Below are 23,922 nucleotides of genomic sequence, written 5' to 3' on the forward strand. Positions count from 1 at the left end.
GAACGGCCGGTTGGCAGGGGTGAGTTGACGATGAGCGGCGTGAGCGGCGTGAGCGGCGGGGATGAACGGCCGGTCGGTATCGACGAGTTGCTGGAGCGGGTGCGTGCCGACTACACGCGGGTCGAGCCGCGGGAGGCGTACGAGGCCGCGCAGCGCGGCGAGGCTCTGCTGGTCGACATCCGGTACGCCTCCCTGCGCGAGCGGGACGGGCTGATCCCGGGCGCCCTCGTCGTCGAGCGCAACGAACTCGAATGGCGCCTCGATCCGCAAGGCAGCCATCGCGCCACCGAGGCCACGAGCCACGATCTGCGAGTCGTGGTGATCTGCAACGAGGGCTATGCGTCGAGTCTGGCGGCCGAGTCGCTACGGCGACTGGGGCTGCAACGGGCCACCGATCTCGTCGGTGGGTTCCAGGCGTGGGGGTCGGAGGGGCTTCCGGTGACGTCGGGGGCGGGTGCGGCAGAGGTGGAGGCGTAGAGGCCTTCCGAGGTCTTCGAGGCCTTCGAGGCCTTCGAGGTCTTCGAGGCCTTCGAGGTCTTCGAGGTCTTCGAGGTCTTCGAGGTCTTCGAGGCCAGCGTCCCGCAGAGCAGAGCTCAGGAGAGCTGCTGCGTTGCCTGGCCTCGGCGCCTCTGTCGGCCGGCCCCGCCTCCACTCCGTACCCGGCCCCGAACGCGATGGGCGCCCCCGCGCGTCCACCGTGTCCGGGGCCGGAACCCTGCGGTCACGGCCCTCACCTACTCCCCGGCCCGCTACCGGATTCAGAACCCCTCGTCCCCGAGGAACTCCGTGTCCTCGCCCTCTTCCTCCAGCGCCTGTCGGACGACCCGCAGAGCCATCCCCTCGGGGTAGCCCTTGCGGGCGAGCATGCCCGCGAGGCGGCGCAGGCGTTTGTCGCGGTCGAGGCCGCGCGTGGAGCGGAGCTTGCGGGCGACGAGGTCGCGTGCGGTCGCCTCTTCCTGCTCGGAGTCGAGCTGTGCGACGGCCGCGTCGATCAGCGTGGAGTCGACGCCCTTGGTCCGCAGTTCCTGGGCGAGCGCGCGCCGGGCCAGTCCCCGGCCGTGATGCCGGGACTCCACCCAGGCGTCCGCGAAGGCACTGTCGTTGATGAGACCGACCTCCTCGAACCGCGACAGCACCTCCTCGGCGGCGTCGTCCGGGATCTCCCGCTTGCGCAGGGCGTCCGCGAGTTGCTTGCGCGTGCGCGGGGTCCCGGTGAGCAGACGCAGACAGATCGCCCGCGCCTGCTCCACCGGGTCCCCTGGGGACGACCTCTCCTCGGCCCTCGACGAGGAAGAGGCGTCTCCGTCCTCACCGGACGGCTCCGTGCGGCCGCGCCGTCGGCGCCCGCGTGAGCCGCCCGAGACGCCCGAGCCATCCGAACCCCGAGCCCCGCCACGGCCACGTCGGGAGCCGCCGCGGGGTGCACCGGCGCCGAGCGCCGAGCCGCCCTCCGGCCACGCTTCGCCGTCCATCGCGCCATGGCCGGGCTCATCGCCGTACGTCAGTCCCGGGTCGCCGTCATACGCCAGGCCCGACCCATCGCCGTACCCCCCGTACGACCCGCTCTTGCCGTACGACCCCGTGCCGTCGTTCCCCCCGTCCGCCTCATGGGCCGCGTCCCCTCCGTAGGCGTGGCCGCCCGTCCCGGGGGAGCCTGCGTCGCCGCCTCTCCCCCGCTCATGCGGAGCCTCCGGGTAGGCGGCGTACTCAGCCCAGTCCGTTCGCCGTGTCACTGATCAGCTCTTGGCGGTCGCGGCCTTGGTCTTGGCGGTCTTGGCCGCCGCCGGAGCGGGCACCGTCTTCGCGGCGTCGTCCGGGGTGGCGGAGACCGCGGCGTCCGCGCCCGGCTCGGCGGCCGGCTCCTCCGGACGCACGCCGACGCCCAGCTTCTCCTTGATCTTCTTCTCGATCTCGTTGGCCAGGTCGGGGTTGTCCTTCAGGAAGTTACGGGCGTTCTCCTTGCCCTGGCCGAGCTGGTCGCCCTCGTACGTGTACCAGGCGCCGGCCTTGCGGACGAAGCCGTGCTCCACGCCCATGTCGATCAGACCGCCCTCGCGGCTGATGCCGTGGCCGTAGAGGATGTCGAACTCGGCCTGCTTGAAGGGCGGCGCGACCTTGTTCTTGACGACCTTGCAGCGGGTGCGGTTGCCGACCGCCTCGGTGCCGTCCTTCAGGGTCTCGATGCGGCGGATGTCGATACGCACCGAGGCGTAGAACTTCAGCGCCCGGCCACCGGTCGTGGTCTCCGGCGAGCCGAACATCACGCCGATCTTCTCGCGGAGCTGGTTGATGAAGATCGCGGTGGTCTTGGACTGGTTGAGCGCGCTGGTGATCTTCCGCAGGGCCTGGCTCATCAGACGGGCCTGCAGACCGACGTGGCTGTCGCCCATCTCGCCCTCGATCTCCGCGCGCGGGACGAGCGCCGCGACGGAGTCGATGACGATCAGGTCCAGGGCGCCGGAGCGGACCAGCATGTCCACGATCTCCAGCGCCTGCTCGCCGTTGTCCGGCTGGGACAGGATCAGGTTGTCGATGTCGACGCCGAGCTTCTTCGCGTACTCGGGGTCGAGGGCGTGCTCCGCGTCCACGAAGGCGACCTGGCCGCCGGCCTTCTGGGCATTCGCCACCGCGTGCAGGGTCAGGGTCGTCTTACCGGAGGACTCCGGGCCGTAGACCTCCACGACACGGCCACGCGGCAGGCCGCCGACGCCGAGCGCGACGTCGAGTGCGGTCGACCCGGTGGGGATGACCTCGATGGGCTCGTTCGGCCGCTCGCCCATGCGCATCACGGCGCCCTTGCCGAATTGCCGTTCAATCTGTGCGAGCGCGGCGTCGAGCGCCTTCTCGCGGTCGGTTCCTGCCATGGGTTCCACCCGGTTTGCTTGAGTCGATCGCTTCACGTCAAAGACGCTAACGCCTGCCACTGACAATGCGCCCCGACGCCCGTCCGACCTGTGGATAACTCGGGCACTTCTCTGTCGAAACCGTGGCGAAGTGCCCGCCGGGAGCCTTGCCGGAGCCTCCATAAGAATGGATGTTCGATTTTTGTGTCAAGCGCACCACTCGACACCTACGAGACTGGGTGTCTGTCCTGCGCCAGCCAGCTTCGAGGAGCTCCGCTGTGGTGCCGGGCTAACGCCCGCGCCTTCGTTTCACCCAGCCAATGCCGAAGCAACCGCAGAGAGGAGGAGCGCGCCAAGGGCGACCGTGGCTCCGATGGAAACAACAAAGATCACCCACCACGAACCATCGTCAGACTTCACAGCGCCCCCACTGATCACGAGGACCGGACGAGACGTCGAATCCCCCGAAGCTGGTTGCGCAGGGCCGCAGCCTGCCGAGCCTGGGCCGGGGTATCGGCACACATGACTACTCAACTTCGATGACACGCACTCAAAGTTCGCTGTCACAGGACACTGGGTTCGGGGCCCGACACCGCCCCGGATTCCCGGCCGGCCCACCCGCTCCGAGGCGGACTGCACACCCACTGTCACGACCGCGCTGTCACGGCTGCGGTCACGGCTGCTGTCAGGGTCGCGCTGCCACGACTCCTTATGTCCGCCGTGCCAGTCGTGGCTGCCGTGCCCGTAGTGCCGGTAATGCCCGCCGTGGCCGTCGTCGGCCTCGCCTCAGGTGGAGCTTTCCCCGGAACTCCCCGACTCCGACCTTGGCTTCGTCTTCACCGATCCCGGCCGCCGGTCCCACAGCGCACGCGCGCGCGTGACCAGGCCCCGCCCCGCTCCCCGTCGCCGGTGCCCATGGACCCGGGGGTCGTCCGTGACGTCGTACCGCTTCACATACGCCCCCAGAAACGCCTGCAGCGTGGCGATCGCCGGGATGGCGATCAGCGCGCCCACCGCGCCGAGGAGGGCGGTGCCCGCGACGACCGAGCCGAAGGCGACCGCGGGGTGGATGTCAACGGTCTTCGAAGTCACCTTGGGCTGCAGCACATAGTTCTCGAACTGCTGGTAGACCACGACGAAGATCAGCACCCACAGCGCGTACCAGGGATCGACCGTGAACGCGATCAGCATGGGCAGGGCGCCCGCGAGATACGTGCCGATGGTGGGGATGAACTGCGAGACCAGGCCGACCCACACGGCGAGCACGGGCGCGTACGGCACGTCCAGGCTCGCCAGCAGGATGTAGTGGGCTATGCCCGAGATGAGCGCCATCAGGCCGCGCGAGTAGATGTAGCCACCGGTCTTGTTGACGGCGATCTCCCACGCGCGCAGCACCTCTGCCTGCTTGGCGGGCGGCAGGACGGAGCACAGCGCACGGCGCAGTCGCGGGCCGTCCGCGGCGAAGTAGAAGGAGAACAGTGTGATCATCAGCAGCTGGAAGAGGCCGCCGAGGACCTGAGCGGACACGTCCAGGACACCGGTGGCGCTGTTCTGCACGTAGTTGCGCAGCCAGTCGGAACGGAGCAGGCCCTCCTGGACGTCCACGCGGCGCAGCTCGGTGTTGAAGTGTGCGTTGATCCAGTTGATGACGGAGTCGAGGTAGGCCGGGAAGTCCTCGACGATCTTGATGATCTGGCCCGCGAGCATGGATCCCAGCAGCGTCACGAACCCTGCGGACACGATGATCACGGCGAGGAAGACGATCCCGGTGGCCAGGCCCCGGCGCATGCCGCGGGAGGCCATCCAGCTCACCGCCGGCTCGATGGCCAGGGCCAGGAAGAACGCGATGAGGATGTTGATCAGCAGCCCGGTGAGCTGGTGAAAGGCCCAGCTGCCCAGCTGGAACGCGCCGACGAGTGCCAGTGCGAGCACCATGGCACGCGGGAGCCAACGAGGCATGCGGGCGTCCGGCCCGGCGGCGCCCTCTCCCGGCGGCGGGGTGGGCGGCGTCGTGCCGAACGGGGATCCGTGCTGGGCGAGCTGCCCGGTCTCGTCAGTGCGTGCCACGGTGCAAGTCTCGCCCATGCCACCGACAACTGGCTGCCGTCCTGCGATCTTCGTGACCCGTCAGCGCTTCTCCCCCGGAACGTTCATGACGGCGCAGACCACACGCCACACGTCCTTGGCCTCCCAGCCTGAGTTCAGCGCCTCGTGCACCGTGCGCCCGCCGAGCTCCGCCATCACATGGTCGCGCGCGAAGGTGTCGGCGTACCCCGGACCGAAGTGGGCCGCCATCCGCTCCCAGAAGACCGTCAACCGCATGCGTCCAGTATCCCGCCCCTGAGAGTGGGCCTGTCCCGGGACCGCTTGCCGAGACCGCTTTCCGTCCTACGGTCTGTCGCATGGCCGAAACAGGAGCCCCCCTCCCCCCGACGCCCCCGGCGCACTCTCCGCTCTTCCGCGCCGAGCAGTTCGTCTGGCTCACCGCGCGCGTGCTCGAACAGCGCCTCTTCGCGTACCACTTCCTGAACGGCGCCGCCGACCCGGTGGAGACCGCGCTGGACGCCTACCGCAACGAGGACGGCGGTTACGGCCACGCGCTGGAGCCCGATCTGCGCGGCCCGGTCAGCCAGCCGCTGCACACCGGTCACGCACTGCACATCCTGGACGCCATCGAACGCTGCGGCGGACAGCGCGTGGACCGCGTGTGCCGCTACCTCACCTCGGTCGCCACGCCGGACGGCGCCCTCCCGGCGATCCACCCCAGCCAGCGCGGCTACCCCGCGGCTCCTTTCCTGCCGATCATGGACGACCCGCCCAGCGCGCTCCTGGCCACCGGGCCGGTGGTCGGCCTGCTGCACCGCAACGAGGTGTGGCACGCCTGGCTGTTCCGGGCCACGGACTTCTGCTGGCAGGCGGTCGAGTCCCTGGAGAAGTCCCATCCGTACGAGATCGAGGCCGCCGTGGCCTTCCTGGACTCCGCTCCCGACCGCACGCGCGCGGAGACGGCCGCCGGGCGCCTGGGCCGCCTGGTGCGCGAGCAGCACCTGGCGGTACTGGAGCCGGACAACCTCGACGCGTACCCGGTCCCGGCCGGCTACGCCCCCGGCGAGCACCACTTCCCGCACCACTACGCGAGGACACCGCGCTCCCTCGCGCGCGCGTGGTTCACGGACGACGAGATGAGCCGCTCTCTCGACCACCTGGCGGGCGAGCAGCAGGAGGACGGCGGCTGGCCCGTCGCCTGGCGCCAATGGGCGCCGGGCACCGCCCTGGAGGCCCGCCCCATGGTGACGATCGAGGCGCTGCGCACCCTCAGGGCATACGGCCGCCACATCGGCTGACCCGCCTCACCCGCCCATGGCCCGAACGCCCGCCGTCACCACCACGGCCGCCCCGACGACAACCAGGAACGGGGCCCGCAGGACGAGCGCCACGGCAGCCGCGGCGACTCCGGCCACCCTCGCGTCCAGCACCAGCGCATGCCCGTCGCCGAAGGTCTGCTGAGCCGTGAGGGCGGCAAGGAGGGCGACGGGCAACAGGGCGGCAAGACGCCGGACGAGAGGCTTCTCAAGAGCCCCTGCGGGGACGAGCAGCCCAACCAGCTTGACCACGTAGCAACCGAGAGCGGTGACGCCGATCGCGATCCAGGTGCTCACAGCTCTCCCTCCCGCGCGTCTCCCCTACGACGCCCCTCGGCCCACAGCACGACCGGCGCCGCGAGGGCGGCCACCAGAACAGGCACACCAGCGGGCAGCACAGGCAACAACCCGAGCCCCAGAACCACGGCCAGACCGGCGACGGCACGCTCGGTCGCGGACTTCAGCATCGGCGCGAGCAACGCCAGGAACACGGCGGGCCCGGCCACGTCGAGCCCCCATGCATCGGTGTCGCCGATGGCCTCGGCCCCCAGCCCACCGAGCAACGTCGTGAGATTCCACAGCACATACAAGCTCAGCCCCGTCACCACGAACCCGATGCGCGCACTGCGCCGCGTGGGCTGCGCCAGCGCGACAGCGGCGGTCTCGTCGATCACCCATTGCGCGGCGAACGGCCGCACCGCGCGCGGGAGGCTGAGCAACTGCGACAGCCGCAGCCCGTAGAACGCGTTGCGCACCCCCAGGAAGAAGGCACCTGCGGCCGCCGTCAACGGGCTGCCACCGGCCGCCAGCGCCCCCACGAGCGCGAACTGCGACGCTCCCGTGAACACCAGCAGGCTGAGCGCACAGGTCTGCAAGAGCGTGAGGCCACTGCCCGCCGACGTCACCCCGAAGGCGAACCCGGACAGCCCGACGGCGACTCCAACGCCCAAGGCGTCCCGTACGACAGCCACGTCGGGCTTGCCTCCGGCGACGCGGGGGTCTGCGAGAGTTCTCTGTTCTGCCACGCCTGCGACGCTACGAAAGCCCCTGTCAGGCGTCTTGTACGTTCTTGCGCTCCCGCTGATAGGCCCCCGGCGGCACGCCGACGATCCTGGTGAAGTGCCGGTTCAGATGCGGCTGGTCGGTGAACCCCACGGCGACGGCAGCATCCGCCGGCGAGCCCCCCGCGTCCAACAGCTGCCGAGCCCGCCGTACCCGCGCATCGGTGAGCCAGGTGTGCGGCGGCATCCCGTACAGATCCCGAAACGCCCGCAGCAGGGCGAACGGCCCGGTACCGAGATCGGAGGCCAGCCTCTCCAGACTCGGCGGCTCGGCCATCCGCTCCTCCAGCACCGCACGCGCGCGTACCGCGATCCGGGCCCCCGCAGTCCGCACCTCCCGCTGCGGCAGAGCCCCGCCGTTCAACCGCAGCAGTCGCGTCACGGCAACGCGAAGCAACGTGTCGGCAGCCAGCGCGTTCCCCTCGTCAGCGGCACGCAGCACCTGATGCACCAGACCCACGGCGTACGGATCATCCAGCACCGGCCTGACGAACCCCGGTGTCCCGCTGATCGAGGTGGTCTCGGCCGCGATCTCCGCCACCACCTCCGGCGACGGATACACGGCCCCGTACTGCCACCCCTCAGGCACCCCCGCCCGCCCGGTATGCGCGGTATCCGGATTGACCAACGCAAGCGCACCGGCCCCCGCGTACTGGTCGGTCCCCCGACAGTGAAACACCTCGACCCCATCCGCGATGGCGGCGATCACAAAGTTCTCATGGGTGTGCCGCACGAACGTCTTCCGGATGTACCGGGCCCGCAGCAGATCGACACCGGGCAACTCGGCGTACTGCCAGTGCCGCGCCCGCTCGCCTGAACCTGCCATGGGTCAATTCTTCGACAGACCACCGAGTGCTGTAGGCCCACGAGCTCGCAGCCGCCAACGGCGGGAAGGGGACGTGCCGGGGGGTCCGCCCGCAGCGGCGGGCGTCAACGCCGAGCAACCCTCTGACCGACCGAGCCGCCCGACCGAGGACGGACACCCCCCGGCGCGGCCCCGCCCCACCCACCGACCGCAGGCGCTACGCGAACCCCCACCGAGGCCGCGCGGGCCGCCGCAGGCATGGACGCGCACCCCGCACCGCCTCACACCGAAGACGTTTCCCCAGCTCAGCCCCATTGTCAGTCCCGGGGTGCAGGATGGACGCATGGTCAGCAACGCACACCGAGCCCTAGCCGGCTTCTCCCCCGCAACCCGCGGTTGGTTCGCGGGCGCCTTCTCCGCGCCCACCGCGGCTCAGGCGGGCGCGTGGCAGGCCATCCGCGAGGGCTCGGACGTGCTGGTGGTCGCCCCCACCGGCTCGGGAAAGACCCTGGCCGCCTTCCTCGCCGCCCTCGACCAGCTCGCCTCCACACCCCCACCGGCCGACCCCAGGAAACGCTGCCGCGTCCTCTACGTCTCCCCGCTCAAGGCCTTGGCCGTAGACGTGGAACGCAACCTCCGCAGCCCCCTGACCGGCATCCGCCAGGAATCCGTACGCCTGGACCTGCCCGAACCCGAGGTAAAGGTGGGCATCCGCTCGGGCGACACCCCCGCCGCAGAGCGCCGAGTCCTGTCCACCCGCCCACCGGACATCCTGATCACCACCCCCGAGTCCCTGTTCCTGATGCTGACGTCGGCCACCCGCGACGCCCTGACCGGCATCGAGACGGTGATCCTGGACGAGGTCCACGCCGTGGCGGGCACCAAGCGCGGCGCCCACCTCGCACTCACCCTGGAGCGGCTGGACGAACTCCTCCCGAAGCCGGCCCGCCGCATCGGCCTCTCGGCCACCGTCCGCCCGGTCGACGAGATCGCCCGCTACCTCTCACCCCGCCGCAAGGTGGAGATCGTCCAGCCGAAGTCGGGCAAGGAGTTCGACCTCTCGGTCGTGGTCCCGGTCGAGGACCTCGGCGAACTCGGCGGCTCCCCAGTCGCCGACGGCAGCGGCAGCAGCGCCGGCGCAGAACGCCCTTCGATCTGGCCGCATGTCGAAGAGCGCATCGCCGACCTCGTCCAGTCCCACCGCTCCACCATCGTCTTCGCCAACTCCCGCCGCCTCGCGGAGCGCCTCTGCAACCGCCTCAACGAGATCGCCTACGAACGCGCCACCGGCGAACCCCTTGACGAGCACCACGCCCCGGCCCAGCTCATGGGCGGCTCGGGCGCGGCCCAGGGCGCACCCCCGGTCATCGCCCGCGCCCACCACGGCTCGGTCTCCAAGGAACAGCGCGCCCTGGTCGAGGAGGACCTCAAGGCCGGCCGCCTCCCCGCGGTGGTGGCCACGTCCAGCCTCGAACTGGGCATCGACATGGGCGCGGTGGACCTCGTGGTCCAGGTCGAATCCCCGCCCTCGGTCGCCTCCGGCCTCCAGCGCGTCGGCCGCGCGGGACACCAGGTCGGCGCGGTCTCCACGGGCGTGGTGTTCCCGAAGTACCGCGGCGACCTCGTCCAGGCAGCCGTGGTCACCGAACGGATGCGCACCGGCTCCATCGAGTCCCTCAAGGTCCCCGCCAACCCCCTCGACGTCCTCGCCCAGCAGCTCGTCGCCATGACGGCGATGGACACCTGGCAGTTCGACGACCTCCTCACCATGGTCCGCCGGGCCGCGCCCTTCGCCTCCCTCCCCGAATCCGCCTTCACAGCGGTGCTCGACATGCTCGCCGGCCGCTACCCGTCCGACGCCTTCGCGGAGCTTCGCCCACGCGTGGTCTGGGACCGAGTCGCCGGCACGATCACCGGCCGCCCCGGCGCACAGCGCCTCGCGGTCACCTCCGGGGGCACGATCCCGGACCGCGGGCTCTTCGGAGTCTTCCTCGCCGGAGCCGACCCCAAGAAGGGGGGCGGCAGGGTCGGCGAGCTCGACGAGGAGATGGTCTACGAGTCCCGCGTCGGGGACGTCTTCACGCTCGGCACCAGTTCCTGGCGCATCGAGGACATCACGCGCGACCGCGTCCTGGTCTCCCCCGCCCCGGGTGTACCGGGCCGCCTCCCCTTCTGGAAGGGCGACCAGTTGGGCCGCCCGCTGGAACTGGGCCGCGCGGTGGGCGCGTTCCTGCGCGAGGTCGGCTCGCTGCCCAAGGAGGACGCCCGCCTGCGCCTGCTCGCCGCCGGACTGGACACATGGGCGGCCGACAACGTCCTGTCCTACCTGGACGAGCAGCGCCAGGCCTGCGGCCACATCCCGGACGACCGCACGATCGTCGTCGAGCGCTTCCGCGACGAACTCGGCGATTGGCGCGTCGTCGTGCACTCCCCCTTCGGCGCCCAGGTCCACGCCCCCTGGGCCCTCGCCCTCGGCGCGAAGCTCTCCGAGCGGTACGGCATGGACGCGCAGGTCATGCACGCCGACGACGGCATCGTGCTGCGCCTGCCCGACGCCGACCTCATGGGCATGGACCTCCTGGACCAGGAACCGAGGAAGGCGGGCACGGAGTACGACGCCGACCAGGCGCCCGTCGGCGCGGCGGACGTCGTCTTCGACAAGGGCGACGTCGACCAGGTCGTCACCGACCAGGTCGGCGGCTCGGCCCTCTTCGCGTCCCGCTTCCGCGAGTGCGCCGCCCGCGCGCTGCTGCTGCCCCGCCGCAACCCCGGCAAGCGCACCCCACTGTGGCAGCAGCGTCAGCGCGCCGCCCAACTACTGCAGGTGGCCAGTGAGTTCGGCTCGTTCCCGATCGTCCTGGAGGCGGTCCGCGAGTGCCTCCAGGACGTCTTCGACGTCCCAGGCCTGACTGAGCTCATGGGGGACCTTGAGTCCCGCAAGGTGCGCCTCGTCGAGGTCACCACCCCCGAGCCGTCCCCCTTCGCGCGCTCCCTCCTCTTCGGCTACGTCGCCCAGTTCCTGTACGAGGGAGACTCCCCGCTCGCCGAGCGCCGCGCCGCCGCCCTGTCGCTGGACTCGCGGCTGCTGGCCGAGTTGCTCGGCCAGGCGGAGCTGCGCGAGCTGCTCGACGCCGAGGTGCTGACGGAGCTGGAACAAGAGCTCCAGTGGCTCACAGAGGACCGCCGCGTCAAGGACGTCGAAGGCGTCGCGGACGTCCTTCGCCTCCTCGGCCCGCTCACGGACACCGAACTTGCCGAGCGCGGGGCCGAGCCGCACTGGGCCCAGGAGTTGGCCGGCACCCGCCGCGCCATCAAGGTCCGCATCGCCGGCACGGACCACTGGGCGGCGATCGAGGACGCCGGCCGCCTCCGCGACGCGCTCGGCACCGCCCTGCCGGTCGGTATCCCCGAGGCCTTCACCGAGCCGGTCAAGGACCCGCTCGGCGACCTCCTCGCCCGCTATGCCCGCACCCACGGCCCGTTCACGTCGGCCACAGCGGCGGCCCGCTTCGGCCTGGGCCCGGCGATCACGGACGGCGCCCTCCAACGGCTGGCGGCGGGCGGGCGGGTCGTCCAGGGCGAGTTCCACCCGGCGGGCATCGGCCAGGAGTGGTGCGACGCCACGGTCCTGCGCCGCCTGCGCCGCCGCTCCCTCGCAGCCCTGCGCCATGAGCTGGAGCCGGTGCCGCCCACCGCGCTGGCGCAGTTCCTGCCGCAGTGGCAGCACATCGGCAAAGGCCACGGACTGCGCGGCATCGACGGACTCGTGCGCGCCATCGAGCAGTTGCAAGGCGCGTCCGTGCCCGCGTCCGCCCTGGAAAAGCTCGTCCTGCCGTCCCGCGTCGCGAACTACACCCCCGCGATGCTCGACGAACTCACCTCAGCCGGCGAGGTCGTCTGGGCCGGAGCCGGCTCGCTCCCCGGCAAGGACGGCTGGGTCTCCCTCTACATGGCGGAGGCGGCCCCCCTGCTCCTGCCGCAACCTCACCCCCTGGAGCCGACGGCACTGCACCAGTCCGTCCTGGACGCCCTGTCCGGCGGCTACGGCCTGTTCTTCCGCCAGATCGCCGACCAGATCCGCGCCACCACCCACCCCGACGTCACCGACCCCCAACTCGCCGACGCTCTCTGGGACTTGGCTTGGTCGGGCCGCCTGACGAACGACACGCTCGCACCCATGCGCTCCCTGCTGGGCTCGGGCCGCACCGCGGGCTCCACGGCCCACCGCGCCAAGCGCACCGTCCCGCGCGGCCGCTACGGCTCCCTCACGTCCGCGGCCCGCCCCGCCTCCCGCACCGGCCCGCCCACCGTCGCCGGCCGCTGGGCCCTGCTCCCGGCGCACGAAGCCGACCCGACCGTGCGCGCCCACGCCCTGGCCCGCACACTCCTCGACCGGCACGGCGTCGTGACCAGGGGTGCGGTCACCGCGGAGGGCGTCGAGGGCGGCTTCTCAGCGACGTATCGCATCCTGTCCGCCTTCGAGGAGAGCGGTCAGGCCCGCCGCGGCTACGTGGTCGAAGGGCTCGGCGCCGCCCAGTTCGCGATGGACGGCGCGGTGGACCGCCTCCGCGCGGTCGCCAACGCCCGCGAACGCGGCGACGCCCTGCCCGGCCCGAGCACCCCCGACACGTACGACGCTCCCGGCCCTGACGGCTCCCACGGTTCCGACAGCCTCGGCACCGCCGACGACTTCGGCGCTTCCGATGACTCCACCCTCTCCGCCCCTGCCCAAGGCAACGCCCTCAGGTACGACGCCCCGGACAGCGCCTCTCCGTACAACACCCCTGAGAGCGCGACCTCGTACGACATCCCCGACCTCGACCACGACTTCCTGGACGCCCACCTCGGCCCCGGCGACTACGTCTCACCCCGCGACCTCACCCCCCAGACCGGCCGACGCACCCCGCAAAGCCCCGCTTGGCACAACGGCGGTACACCGTACGGATCCGGCCCCGGCTTCGCCCCCCGCCACGGCCGCCCCGGCGCCGACACCCGAGCCGTCGTCCTCGCCGCCGCCGACCCGGCGAACGCGTACGGCGCGGCCCTCGCCTGGCCCGAACCCCCCACCGGCGCCGGGCACAAGCCGGGTCGCAAGGCGGGCTCCCTCGTGGTGCTCGTCGACGGCGAGCTGACCCTCTACATGGAGCGCGGCGGCAAGACACTGCTGGCCTGGCCCTCGGCGCTCGACCACGAACCCACCGACGACCCCCGCCTGCACACAGCCGCGGAAGCCCTCGCCGCGGCCGCCCGCGCGGGTTCCCTCGGCACGGTCACGGTGGAACGCGTGAACGGCGCCTCGGCCCTGACCTCCCCCATAGGCGCCCTCCTGGAGGGAGCGGGCTTCATCGCAACACCCCGAGGCCTACGCCTACGCGCCTGACATGCCTGACGCGTCTGCCCCGACCGCAGCCCCCCTCCCCCACCCCGCCAACGCCTACACGCCCCGTCCCCTCCCCCCTCCCCTCTCCTCCCGCCCGTGCCACCCTGGACACATGCCCGAAGGAGACACCGTCTGGCAGACCGCGAGGCGACTGCACACCGCCCTGGCGGGCAGGACGCTGACCCGCACCGACTTCCGGGTACCGAAGTACGCCACGGTCGACCTCACAGGCCGCACCGTCCTGGACGTCACCCCCCGCGGCAAACACCTCCTCACCCGCGTCGAGGGCGGCCTGACGCTCCACTCCCACCTCGGCATGGAAGGCTCCTGGAGGGTCTACACCGACCAGCAGCGCTGGACGGGCGGCCCCGCCCACCAGATCCGCGTGATCCTCACCGCCGCCCCCGCTTCCACCCCCGGTCCCGCCCGCACCGCCATCGGCTACCGCCTCCCCGTCCTCGACCTCCTGCGCACCACCGAGGAAGACCGAGCCGTCGGCCACCTCGGCCCCGACCTGCTGGGCCCGGACTGGAACCCAGACCGCGCCCTCGCCAACCTCCTCGCGGACCCCGCCCGCCCGCTCGGCGAAGCTCTCCTGGACCAGCGCAATCTCGCCGGCATCGGCAATGTCTACAAGAGCGAGCTCTGCTTCCTGCTCCGCGCCACCCCCTGGCTCCCCGTCGGCGCGCTCCCCGCCGAGCACACCGCCCAACTGCCCGTACTCGCCAAGAAGCTCCTGGAGGCCAACCGCGACCGCCCGGTCCGCAGTACGACGGGCCGCCGCGGCCAGGACCTCTTCGTGTACGGCCGTGCCGACCGCCCCTGCCTGCGCTGCGGCACCCCGATCCGCGCGGCCGACCAGGGCGATGGCTCCCGCGAGCGCCCCACCTACTGGTGCCCCGACTGCCAGGCGGGCCCGACACCGAGCGCGATACCCAGCCCCACCCCACACCGCAGGACACAGCCCCGTACGACCAATTGACGATCCGTCAGACACCCTCGTACCGTCCCTTCATGGGCGTAAAGGCGTACGACCTCACCGGACGCACCGCATTCGTCACCGGCGCCGCCAGCGGAATCGGGCGCGCCTGCGCCGTTCTGCTCGCCGAGGCCGGCGCCACCGTGCACTGCGCCGACCGTGACGCGCAGGGCCTGCACGACACGACGACCCTGATCAAGGCGAGCGGCGGCACCACCCGCGCCCACCACCTCGACGTCACCGACCGCGAACAGCTCCGTCAGGCCGTCGCCACCTGCGAGCGCCTCGACGTGATGGCCGCGGTCGCCGGGATCATGCACAGTAGCCCGGTCCTGGAGACCCGCGACGAAGACCTCGACCGCGTGCTGAACGTCAACTTCAAGGGTGTTCTGTACGCCTGCCAGGAGGCCGCCCGCGCGATGCTGGCCCAGCACGTCAGGGGCAGCATCATCACCATGGCCTCGGGTGCCGTCGACACCGGCGGCCCCGGCCTGCTCTGCTACGGCGCCGCCAAGGCGGCCGTCGTGCAGCTGACCAAGACGCTGGCGACGGAGACGGGCCCGCACGGCATCCGGGTCAACGCGGTCGCCCCGGGCTGGATCCGCACGCCCATGACCGACCGCCACGACACCACGGCGCAGACACAGACCGAGGCGTTCATGGCCCGGATGTCGCCGCTTGGCCGGGTCGGCGAGCCGGAGGACATCGCGCACGCGGTGCTGCACCTGGCGTCCGACGCCTCGTCCTTCACGACGGGGCAGATCCTGCGTCCGAACGGCGGTGTGGCGATGCCTTGGTAGGCCGCCCTCTCCGCCAGGCCTGCGCCCACCGCCGCGGATCGACGGCGCCCACGGCCCGCGCCTTCGGCACACAGTGCACCGGCAACAGGCTCAGCCCCCACCCTCCGGCGGCGACGGCCGCCTCCAGGGTCCCGGCATCCGGCACGAGCGCGAGCCGCAGCACGGCCCACCACCACAGCGCCCCGAACGCGAGGATCACCCCCCAGCGCGCTATCGGCCGTGCCATCCACCCACCTCCAGCCCGAGGCTAGGCCGCCCGTTCACCCGCCGGGAGGGCGCATCGACGGCACACGGATGCAGCGCGGGCCAACGTCGTCACAGCGCGTCAGGGCGCCGTAAACACCCCTCCACGATGACCTCCGCGCCCCGCGCGAGCAAACGGACCCCGCACGGGCAAACGGACCCCGCACACCCCGGACAGCACGAAACCCCGACCGCACTCCCCCAGATCTCCCTGGAGAAGCCCTGGCCGGGGCCTCACACAACTCCTTTGGCGCGAGGTCAGCCCACGCGCACCGGCGGCACCGTCACGCGGCGACCACGTCCACCGCCTCGGAAGGCGCCTTGATGGTCACCCGTTCCGGTGGCACACCGGTAACCGACACGGAACCCAGCATCGGACGGACCGACGCGGGTACAGGCTCGCTGGGTGTGGCCGCAGCAGACTGTGCCAGCTCGGCGAGGGCGAGTTCGTCGCTCACTTCCCGCATGAGCTCGGACATCCGTACGTCCAGCGCGTCGCAAATCGCGGCGAGCAGCTCGGAGGAAGCCTCCTTCTGCCCCCGCTCCACCTCGGAGAGATAGCCGAGTGAGACTCGGGCGGACGAGGAGACTTCGCGCAGAGTACGGCCCTGGCGCTGGCGCTGCCGACGCAGCACGTCACCCAGCAGGCGACGGAGCAGAATCATCGGTGGCTCCCTCCTCGGACCGCGTAGCCGCATCCTTCACGCCCCACCGTACCGCCTTGCGCCGCGGCCGTGCGGGGAGCGATGTCGTGTTCACTAAGGGCTGCAAACATCAAAACCCCCCGTTCTGTTCCGTATCCTGTGCCCGCTCATTCCCAGTGTGTTCGCTCGCAAGCTCCTTCAGGAGCAGGGCGAGTACGCTCCGTACACTCTCCATACGAATTTCCTCGCGGGCGCCGTTCAACCGCAGGCCCTCCACTTTTCCGCCACCGGCGGAACCGGAACCAGGTCCGAGTGGCCCGTCCACGGCCACGAAGACCGTCCCCACGGGCTGCCCGTCCTGTGTCTCGGGCCCCGCGACACCCGTCGTCGCGACGCCCCAGTCGGCCCCCAGAGCCTTCCGCACTCCGGCCGCCATCTGGGCAGCCACCTGCGGATTCACCGCTCCGTGCTGAGCCAGCAGAGTGGCGTCGACCCCGAGCAGCTCATGCTTGAGCCCGGTGGCGTAGGCGGTCACCGAACCCCGGAACGCCTTGGAGGCTCCAGGGATGGCTGTGATTTCCGCCGCAACCAGTCCGCCCGTGAGCGACTCTGCGACAGCGAGCGTCTCGCCCCTCACTGTGAGTAGTCGCACCACGTCGGTGGCCGGGGAACTCACGCTTCCGTCTCCTCCAACGCGGCCTTGCGCTCGGCGATTCCCTGCCTGCGCAGCACAATGGCTTGTCTCACATAGTCGAGCCCGGTCACCACGGTCAGGACGACCGCCGCGGCCATCACCCACCACCTCAGGGTGGCCAGCCACCCCGTCAGCGCCAGGATGTACATCCCGACGGCCACGCCCTGCGTCAGGGTCTTGAGCTTGCCGCCGCGGCTCGCCGGGATCACGCCGTACCGGATGACGATGAAACGCAGCAGCGTGATCCCAAGTTCCCGGCCGAGGATGATGCCCGTCACCCACCACGGCAGATCGCCCAGTGCGGACAGACAGATCAGCGCCGCCCCCATGATCGCCTTGTCGGCGATCGGGTCGGCGATCTTCCCGAAGTCGGTGACGAGGTTGTACGTCCGCGCCAGATGGCCGTCGAACAGGTCGGTGATCATGGCGATGGCGAAGGCCGCCCAGGCGAGCGAGCGCCACGCCGGGTCGTATCCGCCGTCGGCCAGCATCAGCGCGACGAACGCGGGCACGAGGACCAGCCGGAGCATGGTCAGGAGGTTGGCGATGTTCCAGACGCTGGCCTGGTTGACGGCCGCGGCCGCGATCTTTCCGCCGCGTGGCGCGGACTTGGCACCGCCCGACGCCGCACCGGATTCGGCGCCGCCCGCGTGCGAGGCACCAGCCTTCGAGGCTCCGCCCTTCGGGGCACCGGCCTTGGAGGCACCGGCCTTCGCGCCGCCCGCCTTCGCCCCGCCGCCCTTGGACGAGCCCATCGCACTCGCCTTGCCCGCCGCACCCGCCGGGGAGGAGCCGCCCGCTGCGGACGCCGGAACTCCGGTCATCTGCCGGCCTCCTCACCACACGCGAGCGTGCCCTGCAGCGGCTCGGCCACCAGGTCGACACCTTCCGTGCCGACCACCTTCGCCTCGACCATACGACCGATGCTCAGCCCTTCGCCGCTCGTGAGCAGCACCTGGCCGTCCGTCTCCGGCGCCTGGTGCGCCCCACGGCCGTACGCGCCCTCCGCCGAGTCGTCGGCGTCCACACCCTCGACGAGCACGTGCACGGTCTCCCCGAGGCGCTCCTCGGCCCGCTGCGAGACGAGTTCCTCGGCCAGCCGGGAGACACGTGCCAGCCGCTCGGCGACGACGTCCTCGTCGAGCTTGTTGTCGTACGTCTCGGCCTCCGTGCCCTCCTCGTCGGAGTAGCCGAAGACACCGATGGCGTCCAGCCGCGCGCCGCTCAGGAACCGCTTCAGTTCGGCCAGGTCGGCCTCGGTCTCGCCGGGGAAGCCCACGATGAAGTTGGAGCGCACGCCTGCCTGGGGAGCCTTGCTGCGGATGGTGTCGAGCAGTTCCAGGAAGCGGTCGGTGTCACCGAAGCGGCGCATCGCGCGCAGCACGTCGGGGGCGGAGTGCTGGAACGACAGGTCGAAGTACGGCATGACCTTCGGGGTCGAGGTCAGGACGTCGATCAGCCCGGGCCGCATCTCGGCCGGCTGGAGGTAGCTCACCCGGACGCGCTCGATGCCGTCGACCTCCGACAGCTCCGGCAGGAGGGACTCCAGCAGCCGGATGTCGCCCAGGTCCTTGCCGTACGACGTGTTGTTCTCGGAGACCAGCATGATCTCCTTGACGCCCTGCTCGGCCAGCCACCGCGTCTCGTTCAGCACGTCGCTCGGGCGGCGCGAGATGAAGGAGCCGCGGAAGGACGGGATGGCGCAGAAGGAGCAGCGCCGGTCGCAGCCGGAGGCGAGCTTCACCGAGGCGACCGGGGCGCCGTCGAGACGGCGGCGCAGGGGCGCACGCGGGCCGGAGGCCGGAGCGAGCCCTTCCGGAAGATCGACGGGCCCGTGCCCGGGCAGCGCGACGCCGGCCGCCGACTCCTGCCGCTCGGCCGGACTGATGGGCAGCAGCTTGCGCCGGTCGCGCGGGGTGTGTGCGGCGTGGATGCCGCCGTTCAGGATGGTCTGCAGGCGGTCCGAGATGTTCGTGTAGTCGTCGAACCCGAGCACGCCGTCGGCCTCGGGAAGGGCCTCGGCGAGATCCTTGCCGTACCGCTCGGCCATGCAGCCCACCGCCACGACGGCCTGGGTTCTCCCATGCCCCTTGAGGTCATTGGCCTCCAGGAGGGCGTCGACGGAGTCCTTCTTGGCGGCGTCGACGAAGCCGCACGTGTTGACCACGGCGACATCCGCGTCCGCGGCGTCCTCTACGAGATCCCAGCCGTCCGCCTCCAAACGGCCTGCGAGCTCCTCCGAGTCCACCTCGTTGCGGGCGCAGCCAAGAGTGACGAGTGCGACGGTACGGCGTTCAGGCATGGGCTCAAGACTACTTTGTCTCACTGACACCCCACGTCGACGGGGTTGGCCGATCTTGGCCAACCCCGTCCCCACCTCACCCCTTCAGCCGGTCTTATCCGGCCTGCGGGTCGCCCTTGGTGTACGTGAGGCGCTCCACGGCGCCCGGCTGCCAGTCGTCCTCGATCTTCTTGCCGTTGACGTAGAGGTCGATCGCGCCCGCGTCACCGAGGACGAGATTGATCTTCTCGCTGTCCTGGAAGGTCTTGGAGTCGCCCTGCTTGAGCAGGTCGTCGAAGAGGAGCCGGCCGTTGTGGTCCTTGACACCGACCCAGCTCCGTCCGTCGACGGCGCTGACCTTCACGGTCACCTTGTCCTGGGGGACGGCCGCGATGGCGCTGTCCGACGGTTCCGGCTTGGGGTCCTTGGGCTTGTCGGTCTTCGGGGTGGGCGTGGTCTTGTCGGCCGTCGGCGTCGAGCCGCCCTCGGCGACCGACGACCTGCCGCCCCCGTCGCCGCCCTTGACGGCGGTGAACCCGACGAACCCGATCACCGCGACGATCGCGGCGACCATGGCCGCGGTCCAGTTCGGCCCGCGCCGCTCGGGACGGATGCGCTCCGCCTCGAACAGTGGGGCAGCCGGCGTCGGCGCCGGTCGTCCGCCGTGCGAGGCGTCGTACTGGGCGAGAAGCGGGGCCGGATCGAGGTGGACGGCCTTGGCCAGGGTCCGGATGTGGCCTCGGGCGTACACGTCGCCCCCGCATGGAGCGAAGTTGTCCGTCTCGATGGCTTGCACGATGGCGATGCGGACCCGGGTGGCGCTACTGACGTCGTCGACGGTCAGCCCGGCGTCGATGCGTGCCTGCCGCAGGGCACTGCCGATCGAGGGGCGGGCTTCGTCGGAAACGTCTTCGAACGGACGCTCGTCTTCAGGGGAGTTGCCGATGGACACGGGGGCGCCTTTCGAGCGTTTAAGCCACCTGTGCTGGAGGTTCAGTCTAGGGGGGGTACGAAAGGGTGGGGCAACCGGGCGGTGGGACTTTATACGCCATCAGAATGGCCGGACACGCTGATGGTGGGGTACGAGGTTGTCGCTTCGCTCAACTTGACGTACGTCGACGGGAAACGGTTGCTCAATGATCCCTTACGGGTGAGTCACGATCGGACATCGACCCATCGCCCACCCGTCCGCAAGGCGATCACCCTGTCCCGTTTCCGCCCCGGACTCCCCTTAAGCCTCCCCGCGGATCACGGCGAGCACTCCGTCCAGGTCATCAGGTTTCACAAGAACGTCACGAGCCTTGGAGCCCTCGCTCGGCCCAACGATGCCGCGCGACTCCATGAGGTCCATCAGCCGCCCGGCCTTGGCGAACCCGACGCGCAGCTTGCGCTGGAGCATGGACGTCGACCCGAACTGCGTCGAGACCACCAGTTCGGCCGCCTGGCACAGCAGGTCGAGGTCGTCGCCGATCTCCTCGTCGATCTCCTTCTTCTGCTTGGTGCCCACGGTGACGTCGTCCCGGAAGACGGGCGCCATCTGGTCCTTGCAGTGCTGGACGACGACCGCGACCTCCTCCTCGGTCACGAACGCGCCCTGCATACGCGTGGGCTTGTTGGCGCCCATCGGCAGGAACAGCCCGTCGCCCTTGCCGATCAGCTTCTCGGCACCGGGCTGGTCGAGGATGACGCGCGAGTCCGCGAGCGACGAGGTGGCGAACGCGAGCCTTGAGGGGACGTTCGCCTTGATGAGACCGGTGACGACGTCCACCGACGGCCGCTGCGTGGCGAGCACCAGGTGGATGCCGGCCGCGCGCGCGAGCTGCGTGATGCGCACGATCGAGTCCTCGACGTCGCGCGGGGCGACCATCATCAGGTCGGCGAGCTCGTCGACGATCACGAGCAGATACGGGTAGGGCTGCAGCACCCGCTCGCTGCCCTCGGGCGCCTTCACCTTGCCGCTGCGCACGGCCTCGTTGAAGTCGTCGATGTGCCGGTATCCGTACGCCGCCAGGTCGTCGTACCGAAGATCCATCTCTCGTACGACCCACTGGAGCGCCTCGGCGGCCCGCTTCGGGTTGGTGATGATCGGCGTGATCAGGTGCGGGATGCCCTCGTACGCGGTGAGCTCGACGCGCTTGGGGTCGACAAGGACCATGCGGACGTCCTCAGGCGTCGCGCGCACCATGATCGAAGTGATCAAGCAGTTAATGCAGGACGACTTGCCGGAACCGGTCGCACCGGCAACCAGCACATGCGGCATCTTCGCGAGGTTGGCCATCACATAGCCGCCCTCGACGTCCTTGCCGAGCGCCACGAGCATCGGGTGGTCGTCCTCGGCGGCGGCGGCGAGGCGCAGTACGTCACCGAGGTTGACCATCTCGCGGTCGGTGTTGGGGATCTCGATGCCGACCGCGGACTTGCCGGGGATCGGGCTGATGATCCGCACGTCCGGGCTGGCGACGGCGTACGCGATGTTCTTGGTCAGCGCGGTGATCCGCTCGACCTTCACGGCGGGGCCGAGCTCGACCTCGTAGCGCGTGACCGTCGGCCCGCGCGTGAAGCCGGTGACGCGGGCGTCGACCTTGAACTCGGAGAAGACGGTGGTGAGCGACTCGACGATGGCGTCGTTGGCGGCACTGCGTGACTTGCCCGGGCCACCGCGCTCCAGGAGGTCGAGCGACGGCAGCGAGTAGGTGATGTCGCCGGACAACTGAAGCTGTTCCGCGCGCGGAGGCAGGTCGCGCATCTCGCCGGGCGCGGACTTGGTGAGATCCGGAACCTCGGACTTGGTGAGATCCGGTACGTCGGTCTTGGGGAGCTTCTCCTGCTTGGGCCGCGCGGCCGGCACGGGCGTCGGCACCGGGGTGGTCTCCGCGCGGTCGCCCACGGTCACGCCCTGGGTGAGGTCGGCGACGATCGGCGAGGGCGGCATCCCGTGCATGACGGCGCCGTCGAGTGCGGCGGCGGCAGCCGCGGCGACGTCCACAGCGTCCATGGGACGGTCCATCTCGGGCTGCGGCACCGCGGAGCGCCTCGGGCGGCCACGACGCCGCGAGAGGGCCTCCTGCTCGGCGCTGTCGGGGTCGTACGCCTCGCGCGCCGGACCCCGCTTGCGGCCACGCGCCGCGGGCAGCGCCTCACGCCACTGGTCGTCGTAGCGCTGGTCGTCCTCGCCGAACTCGTCGTTCTCGTCGGGGTCGGGCAGGATGCCGAGCTTCACGCCCAACTGCCGCAGCCGCTGCGGGATGGCGTTGACGGGCGTGGCGGTGACCACAAGCAGCCCGAAGATCGTGAGCAGCACGAGCAGCGGTACGGCGAGGACCTCGCCCATGGTGTACGTCAGCGGAGTCGCCGCGCCCCAGCCGATCAGCCCGCCGGCGTCCCTTATGGCCTGCATGCCGTCGCTGCGGGCGGGCGAGCCGACGGCGAGGTGGACCTGGCCGAGCACGCCGATGACGAGCGCGGACAGGCCGATGACGATACGGCCGTTGGCCTCGGGCTTCTCCGGGTGCCGGATGAACCGCACGGCGATGACCGCGAGCAGGATCGGCACGAGCAGGTCGAGCCGGCCGAAGGCGCCGGTCACGATGATCTCGACGAGGTCGCCGACGGGACCGCGCAGGTTGGACCAGGTACCGGCGGCGACGATCAGCCCGAGGCCGAGGAGCAACAGGGCGATGCCGTCCTTGCGATGGGCGGGGTCGAGGTTCTTCGCGCCCTGCCCTATGCCGCGGAACACCGCGCCGACGGCATGGGCGAGCCCGAGCCAGACTGCGCGCACGAGCCGGTAGATGCCCCCGGTGGGGTTGGGCGCCGGCTTCGGGGGCGCGGCTTTCTTCGCCGCGGCCTTCTTGGCCGGCGCCTTTTTGGCGGGGGCTTTCTTGGCGGCGGCCTTCTTCGCCGGAGCCTTCGCGGAAGCGGCCGCCTTCTTCGCGGGCGGCTTCTTGGCTGCGGAGGAACGTGAGGCCATGGATGTGAGGTTACCGGTGGAGGAGACAGTGGACACGTGTGCCCACAGCTTCACCCGTTCGTGTCGCCCTTGCGGAGGCGGCGAACTGACGCCCGTTCACGGACCCGTCACACACAGGACGATCCGGCGCCGCCTGCCCGCCAACCGGCACCATCGGGACGTCAGTTCTGCGAGGGCACCGAGGACGCGCTCCCGGTGCCCGGCTCCAGCGCGTCCAGCGCCCGGCGCAGCCCGGTGAGTTTGCGTTCGAGATGGGCTGCGGTGGCCACCGCGGCCGCGTCCGCCGACTCGTCGTCCAGCTGCTTGGACAGCGCCTCGGCCTGTTCCTCGACCGCGGCCAGCCGGGCCGACAGCTCGGCGAGCAGGCCCGCCGGCTCCTTCGACTCGGCGCCCGTGTTCTTGCCGCCGCCCTCCAACTGGAGCCGCAGCAGCGCCGCCTGCTCGCGCAGCTGGCAGTTCTTCATGTACAGCTCGACGAACACGGAGACCTTCGCCCGCAGCACCCACGGGTCGAACGGCTTGGAGATGTAGTCCACCGCGCCCGCCGCGTAGCCACGGAAGGTGTGATGCGGGCCGTGGTTGATCGCGGTGAGGAAGATGATCGGGATGTCCCTGGTCCGTTCCCGCCGCTTGATGTGCGCGGCGGTTTCGAAACCGTCCATTCCCGGCATCTGGACGTCCAGCAGAATGACCGCGAAGTCGTCCGTCAGCAGTGCTTTGAGCGCTTCCTCCCCGGACGATGCCCGCACCAGGGTCTGATCGAGCGCAGAGAGGATCGCCTCCAGCGCCAGCAGATTCTCCGGCCGGTCATCGACCAGGAGGATCTTGGCCTTCTGCACCATGGCCCGCCCTCCTCGCCC

At 70.8% G+C, this 23,922-nt stretch carries 19 protein-coding genes and 1 pseudogene; 5 read left to right on the top strand and 15 right to left on the bottom strand.

Annotated elements, in window-relative coordinates:
• Positions 1-30 precede the first annotated feature (30 nt).
• Positions 31-477 carry a rhodanese-like domain-containing protein gene (locus ACIA8X_RS34355; RefSeq protein WP_393456411.1) on the top strand — a complete coding sequence of 149 codons (447 nt, stop codon included), beginning with the start codon at positions 31-33 and terminating at the stop codon, positions 475-477.
• 281 nt (positions 478-758) lie between these two features.
• Here ACIA8X_RS34355 and recX read toward each other — a convergent pair whose 3' ends face one another.
• The 4 genes from recX to ACIA8X_RS34375 form a co-directional block, all read right to left on the bottom strand.
• Complete coding sequence (gene recX / locus ACIA8X_RS34360; protein ID WP_393456408.1) at positions 759-1,733, bottom strand: recombination regulator RecX; 975 nt, start codon at positions 1,731-1,733, stop codon at positions 759-761.
• A 3-nt stretch (positions 1,734-1,736) separates the two neighbouring features.
• Entirely contained in the window at positions 1,737-2,864 is a 1,128-nt protein-coding gene (recA, locus tag ACIA8X_RS34365) for a recombinase RecA (protein WP_393456405.1), read from the bottom strand.
• A 765-nt stretch (positions 2,865-3,629) separates the two neighbouring features.
• Positions 3,630-4,910, bottom strand: coding sequence for an AI-2E family transporter (locus tag ACIA8X_RS34370; protein ID WP_393456402.1), 1,281 nt, complete (start codon positions 4,908-4,910; stop codon positions 3,630-3,632).
• A 60-nt stretch (positions 4,911-4,970) separates the two neighbouring features.
• Positions 4,971-5,165 carry a DUF3046 domain-containing protein gene (locus ACIA8X_RS34375; RefSeq protein WP_093911646.1) on the bottom strand — a complete coding sequence of 65 codons (195 nt, stop codon included), beginning with the start codon at positions 5,163-5,165 and terminating at the stop codon, positions 4,971-4,973.
• 80 nt (positions 5,166-5,245) lie between these two features.
• Here ACIA8X_RS34375 and ACIA8X_RS34380 point away from each other — a divergent pair, with 80 nt between their 5' ends.
• Complete coding sequence (locus tag ACIA8X_RS34380; RefSeq protein ID WP_393456399.1) at positions 5,246-6,187, top strand: hypothetical protein; 942 nt, start codon at positions 5,246-5,248, stop codon at positions 6,185-6,187.
• 6 nt (positions 6,188-6,193) lie between these two features.
• Here ACIA8X_RS34380 and ACIA8X_RS34385 read toward each other — a convergent pair whose 3' ends face one another.
• The 3 genes and pseudogenes from ACIA8X_RS34385 to ACIA8X_RS34395 form a co-directional block, all read right to left on the bottom strand.
• Positions 6,194-6,502, bottom strand: a complete 309-nt coding sequence (locus ACIA8X_RS34385) for an AzlD domain-containing protein (RefSeq protein ID WP_393456396.1) — start codon at positions 6,500-6,502, stop codon at positions 6,194-6,196.
• A complete protein-coding gene (locus ACIA8X_RS34390) occupies positions 6,499-7,230 on the bottom strand; it encodes an AzlC family ABC transporter permease (RefSeq protein ID WP_393456393.1) in 732 nt (243 codons plus the stop codon). The genes ACIA8X_RS34385 and ACIA8X_RS34390 overlap by 4 nt, the downstream gene beginning before the upstream one ends.
• Positions 7,113-8,092: pseudogene (locus tag ACIA8X_RS34395) on the bottom strand (AraC family transcriptional regulator); the annotation flags it as partial. The gene ACIA8X_RS34390 and the pseudogene ACIA8X_RS34395, both read right to left, overlap by 118 nt.
• A gap of 322 nt (positions 8,093-8,414) precedes the next feature.
• Between ACIA8X_RS34395 and ACIA8X_RS34400 the strand changes: the two are divergent.
• The 3 genes from ACIA8X_RS34400 (at position 8,415) to ACIA8X_RS34410 (ending at position 15,230) form a co-directional block, all read left to right on the top strand.
• Positions 8,415-13,451, top strand: coding sequence for an ATP-dependent helicase (locus ACIA8X_RS34400; RefSeq protein WP_393456390.1), 5,037 nt, complete (start codon positions 8,415-8,417; stop codon positions 13,449-13,451).
• A 112-nt stretch (positions 13,452-13,563) separates the two neighbouring features.
• The gene (locus ACIA8X_RS34405; protein WP_393456387.1) at positions 13,564-14,433 is read left to right on the top strand and encodes an Fpg/Nei family DNA glycosylase; all 870 of its coding nucleotides are present in this window, start codon (positions 13,564-13,566) and stop codon (positions 14,431-14,433) included.
• A gap of 32 nt (positions 14,434-14,465) precedes the next feature.
• Positions 14,466-15,230 carry an SDR family NAD(P)-dependent oxidoreductase gene (locus tag ACIA8X_RS34410; RefSeq protein ID WP_393456384.1) on the top strand — a complete coding sequence of 255 codons (765 nt, stop codon included), beginning with the start codon at positions 14,466-14,468 and terminating at the stop codon, positions 15,228-15,230.
• Here ACIA8X_RS34410 and ACIA8X_RS34415 read toward each other — a convergent pair.
• From ACIA8X_RS34415 to ACIA8X_RS34450, 8 genes are all read right to left on the bottom strand, one after another.
• Positions 15,178-15,456: a hypothetical protein gene (locus ACIA8X_RS34415; protein WP_393456381.1), complete on the bottom strand. Its 279-nt coding sequence runs from the start codon at positions 15,454-15,456 to the stop codon at positions 15,178-15,180. The two genes, ACIA8X_RS34410 and ACIA8X_RS34415, sit on opposite strands and share 53 nt — an antisense overlap.
• 301 nt (positions 15,457-15,757) lie before the next feature.
• Positions 15,758-16,138: a helix-turn-helix domain-containing protein gene (locus tag ACIA8X_RS34420; RefSeq protein WP_030046881.1), complete on the bottom strand. Its 381-nt coding sequence runs from the start codon at positions 16,136-16,138 to the stop codon at positions 15,758-15,760.
• Positions 16,139-16,247: 109 nt separating this feature from the next.
• Positions 16,248-16,793 carry a CinA family protein gene (locus ACIA8X_RS34425; protein WP_393456377.1) on the bottom strand — a complete coding sequence of 182 codons (546 nt, stop codon included), beginning with the start codon at positions 16,791-16,793 and terminating at the stop codon, positions 16,248-16,250.
• The gene (gene pgsA / locus ACIA8X_RS34430) at positions 16,790-17,635 is read right to left on the bottom strand and encodes a CDP-diacylglycerol--glycerol-3-phosphate 3-phosphatidyltransferase (RefSeq protein WP_393456374.1); all 846 of its coding nucleotides are present in this window, start codon (positions 17,633-17,635) and stop codon (positions 16,790-16,792) included. Before pgsA ends, ACIA8X_RS34425 begins: the two co-directional genes overlap by 4 nt.
• Positions 17,632-19,113: a 30S ribosomal protein S12 methylthiotransferase RimO gene (gene rimO / locus ACIA8X_RS34435; RefSeq protein WP_393456371.1), complete on the bottom strand. Its 1,482-nt coding sequence runs from the start codon at positions 19,111-19,113 to the stop codon at positions 17,632-17,634. Before rimO ends, pgsA begins: the two co-directional genes overlap by 4 nt.
• A 94-nt stretch (positions 19,114-19,207) precedes the next feature.
• On the bottom strand, positions 19,208-20,044 hold the full coding sequence (locus tag ACIA8X_RS34440) for a helix-turn-helix domain-containing protein (RefSeq protein WP_393456368.1): 837 nt from the start codon (positions 20,042-20,044) through the stop codon (positions 19,208-19,210).
• 279 nt (positions 20,045-20,323) lie between these two features.
• Complete coding sequence (locus ACIA8X_RS34445; RefSeq protein WP_393456365.1) at positions 20,324-23,062, bottom strand: DNA translocase FtsK; 2,739 nt, start codon at positions 23,060-23,062, stop codon at positions 20,324-20,326.
• 161 nt (positions 23,063-23,223) lie between these two features.
• On the bottom strand, positions 23,224-23,904 hold the full coding sequence (locus ACIA8X_RS34450) for a two-component system response regulator (protein WP_393456362.1): 681 nt from the start codon (positions 23,902-23,904) through the stop codon (positions 23,224-23,226).
• Between the last annotated feature and the right edge of the window lie 18 nt (positions 23,905-23,922).

Source organism: Streptomyces sp. NPDC051738, from assembly GCF_044453205.1.
In the GTDB taxonomy this organism is placed as follows: domain Bacteria; phylum Actinomycetota; class Actinomycetes; order Streptomycetales; family Streptomycetaceae; genus Streptomyces.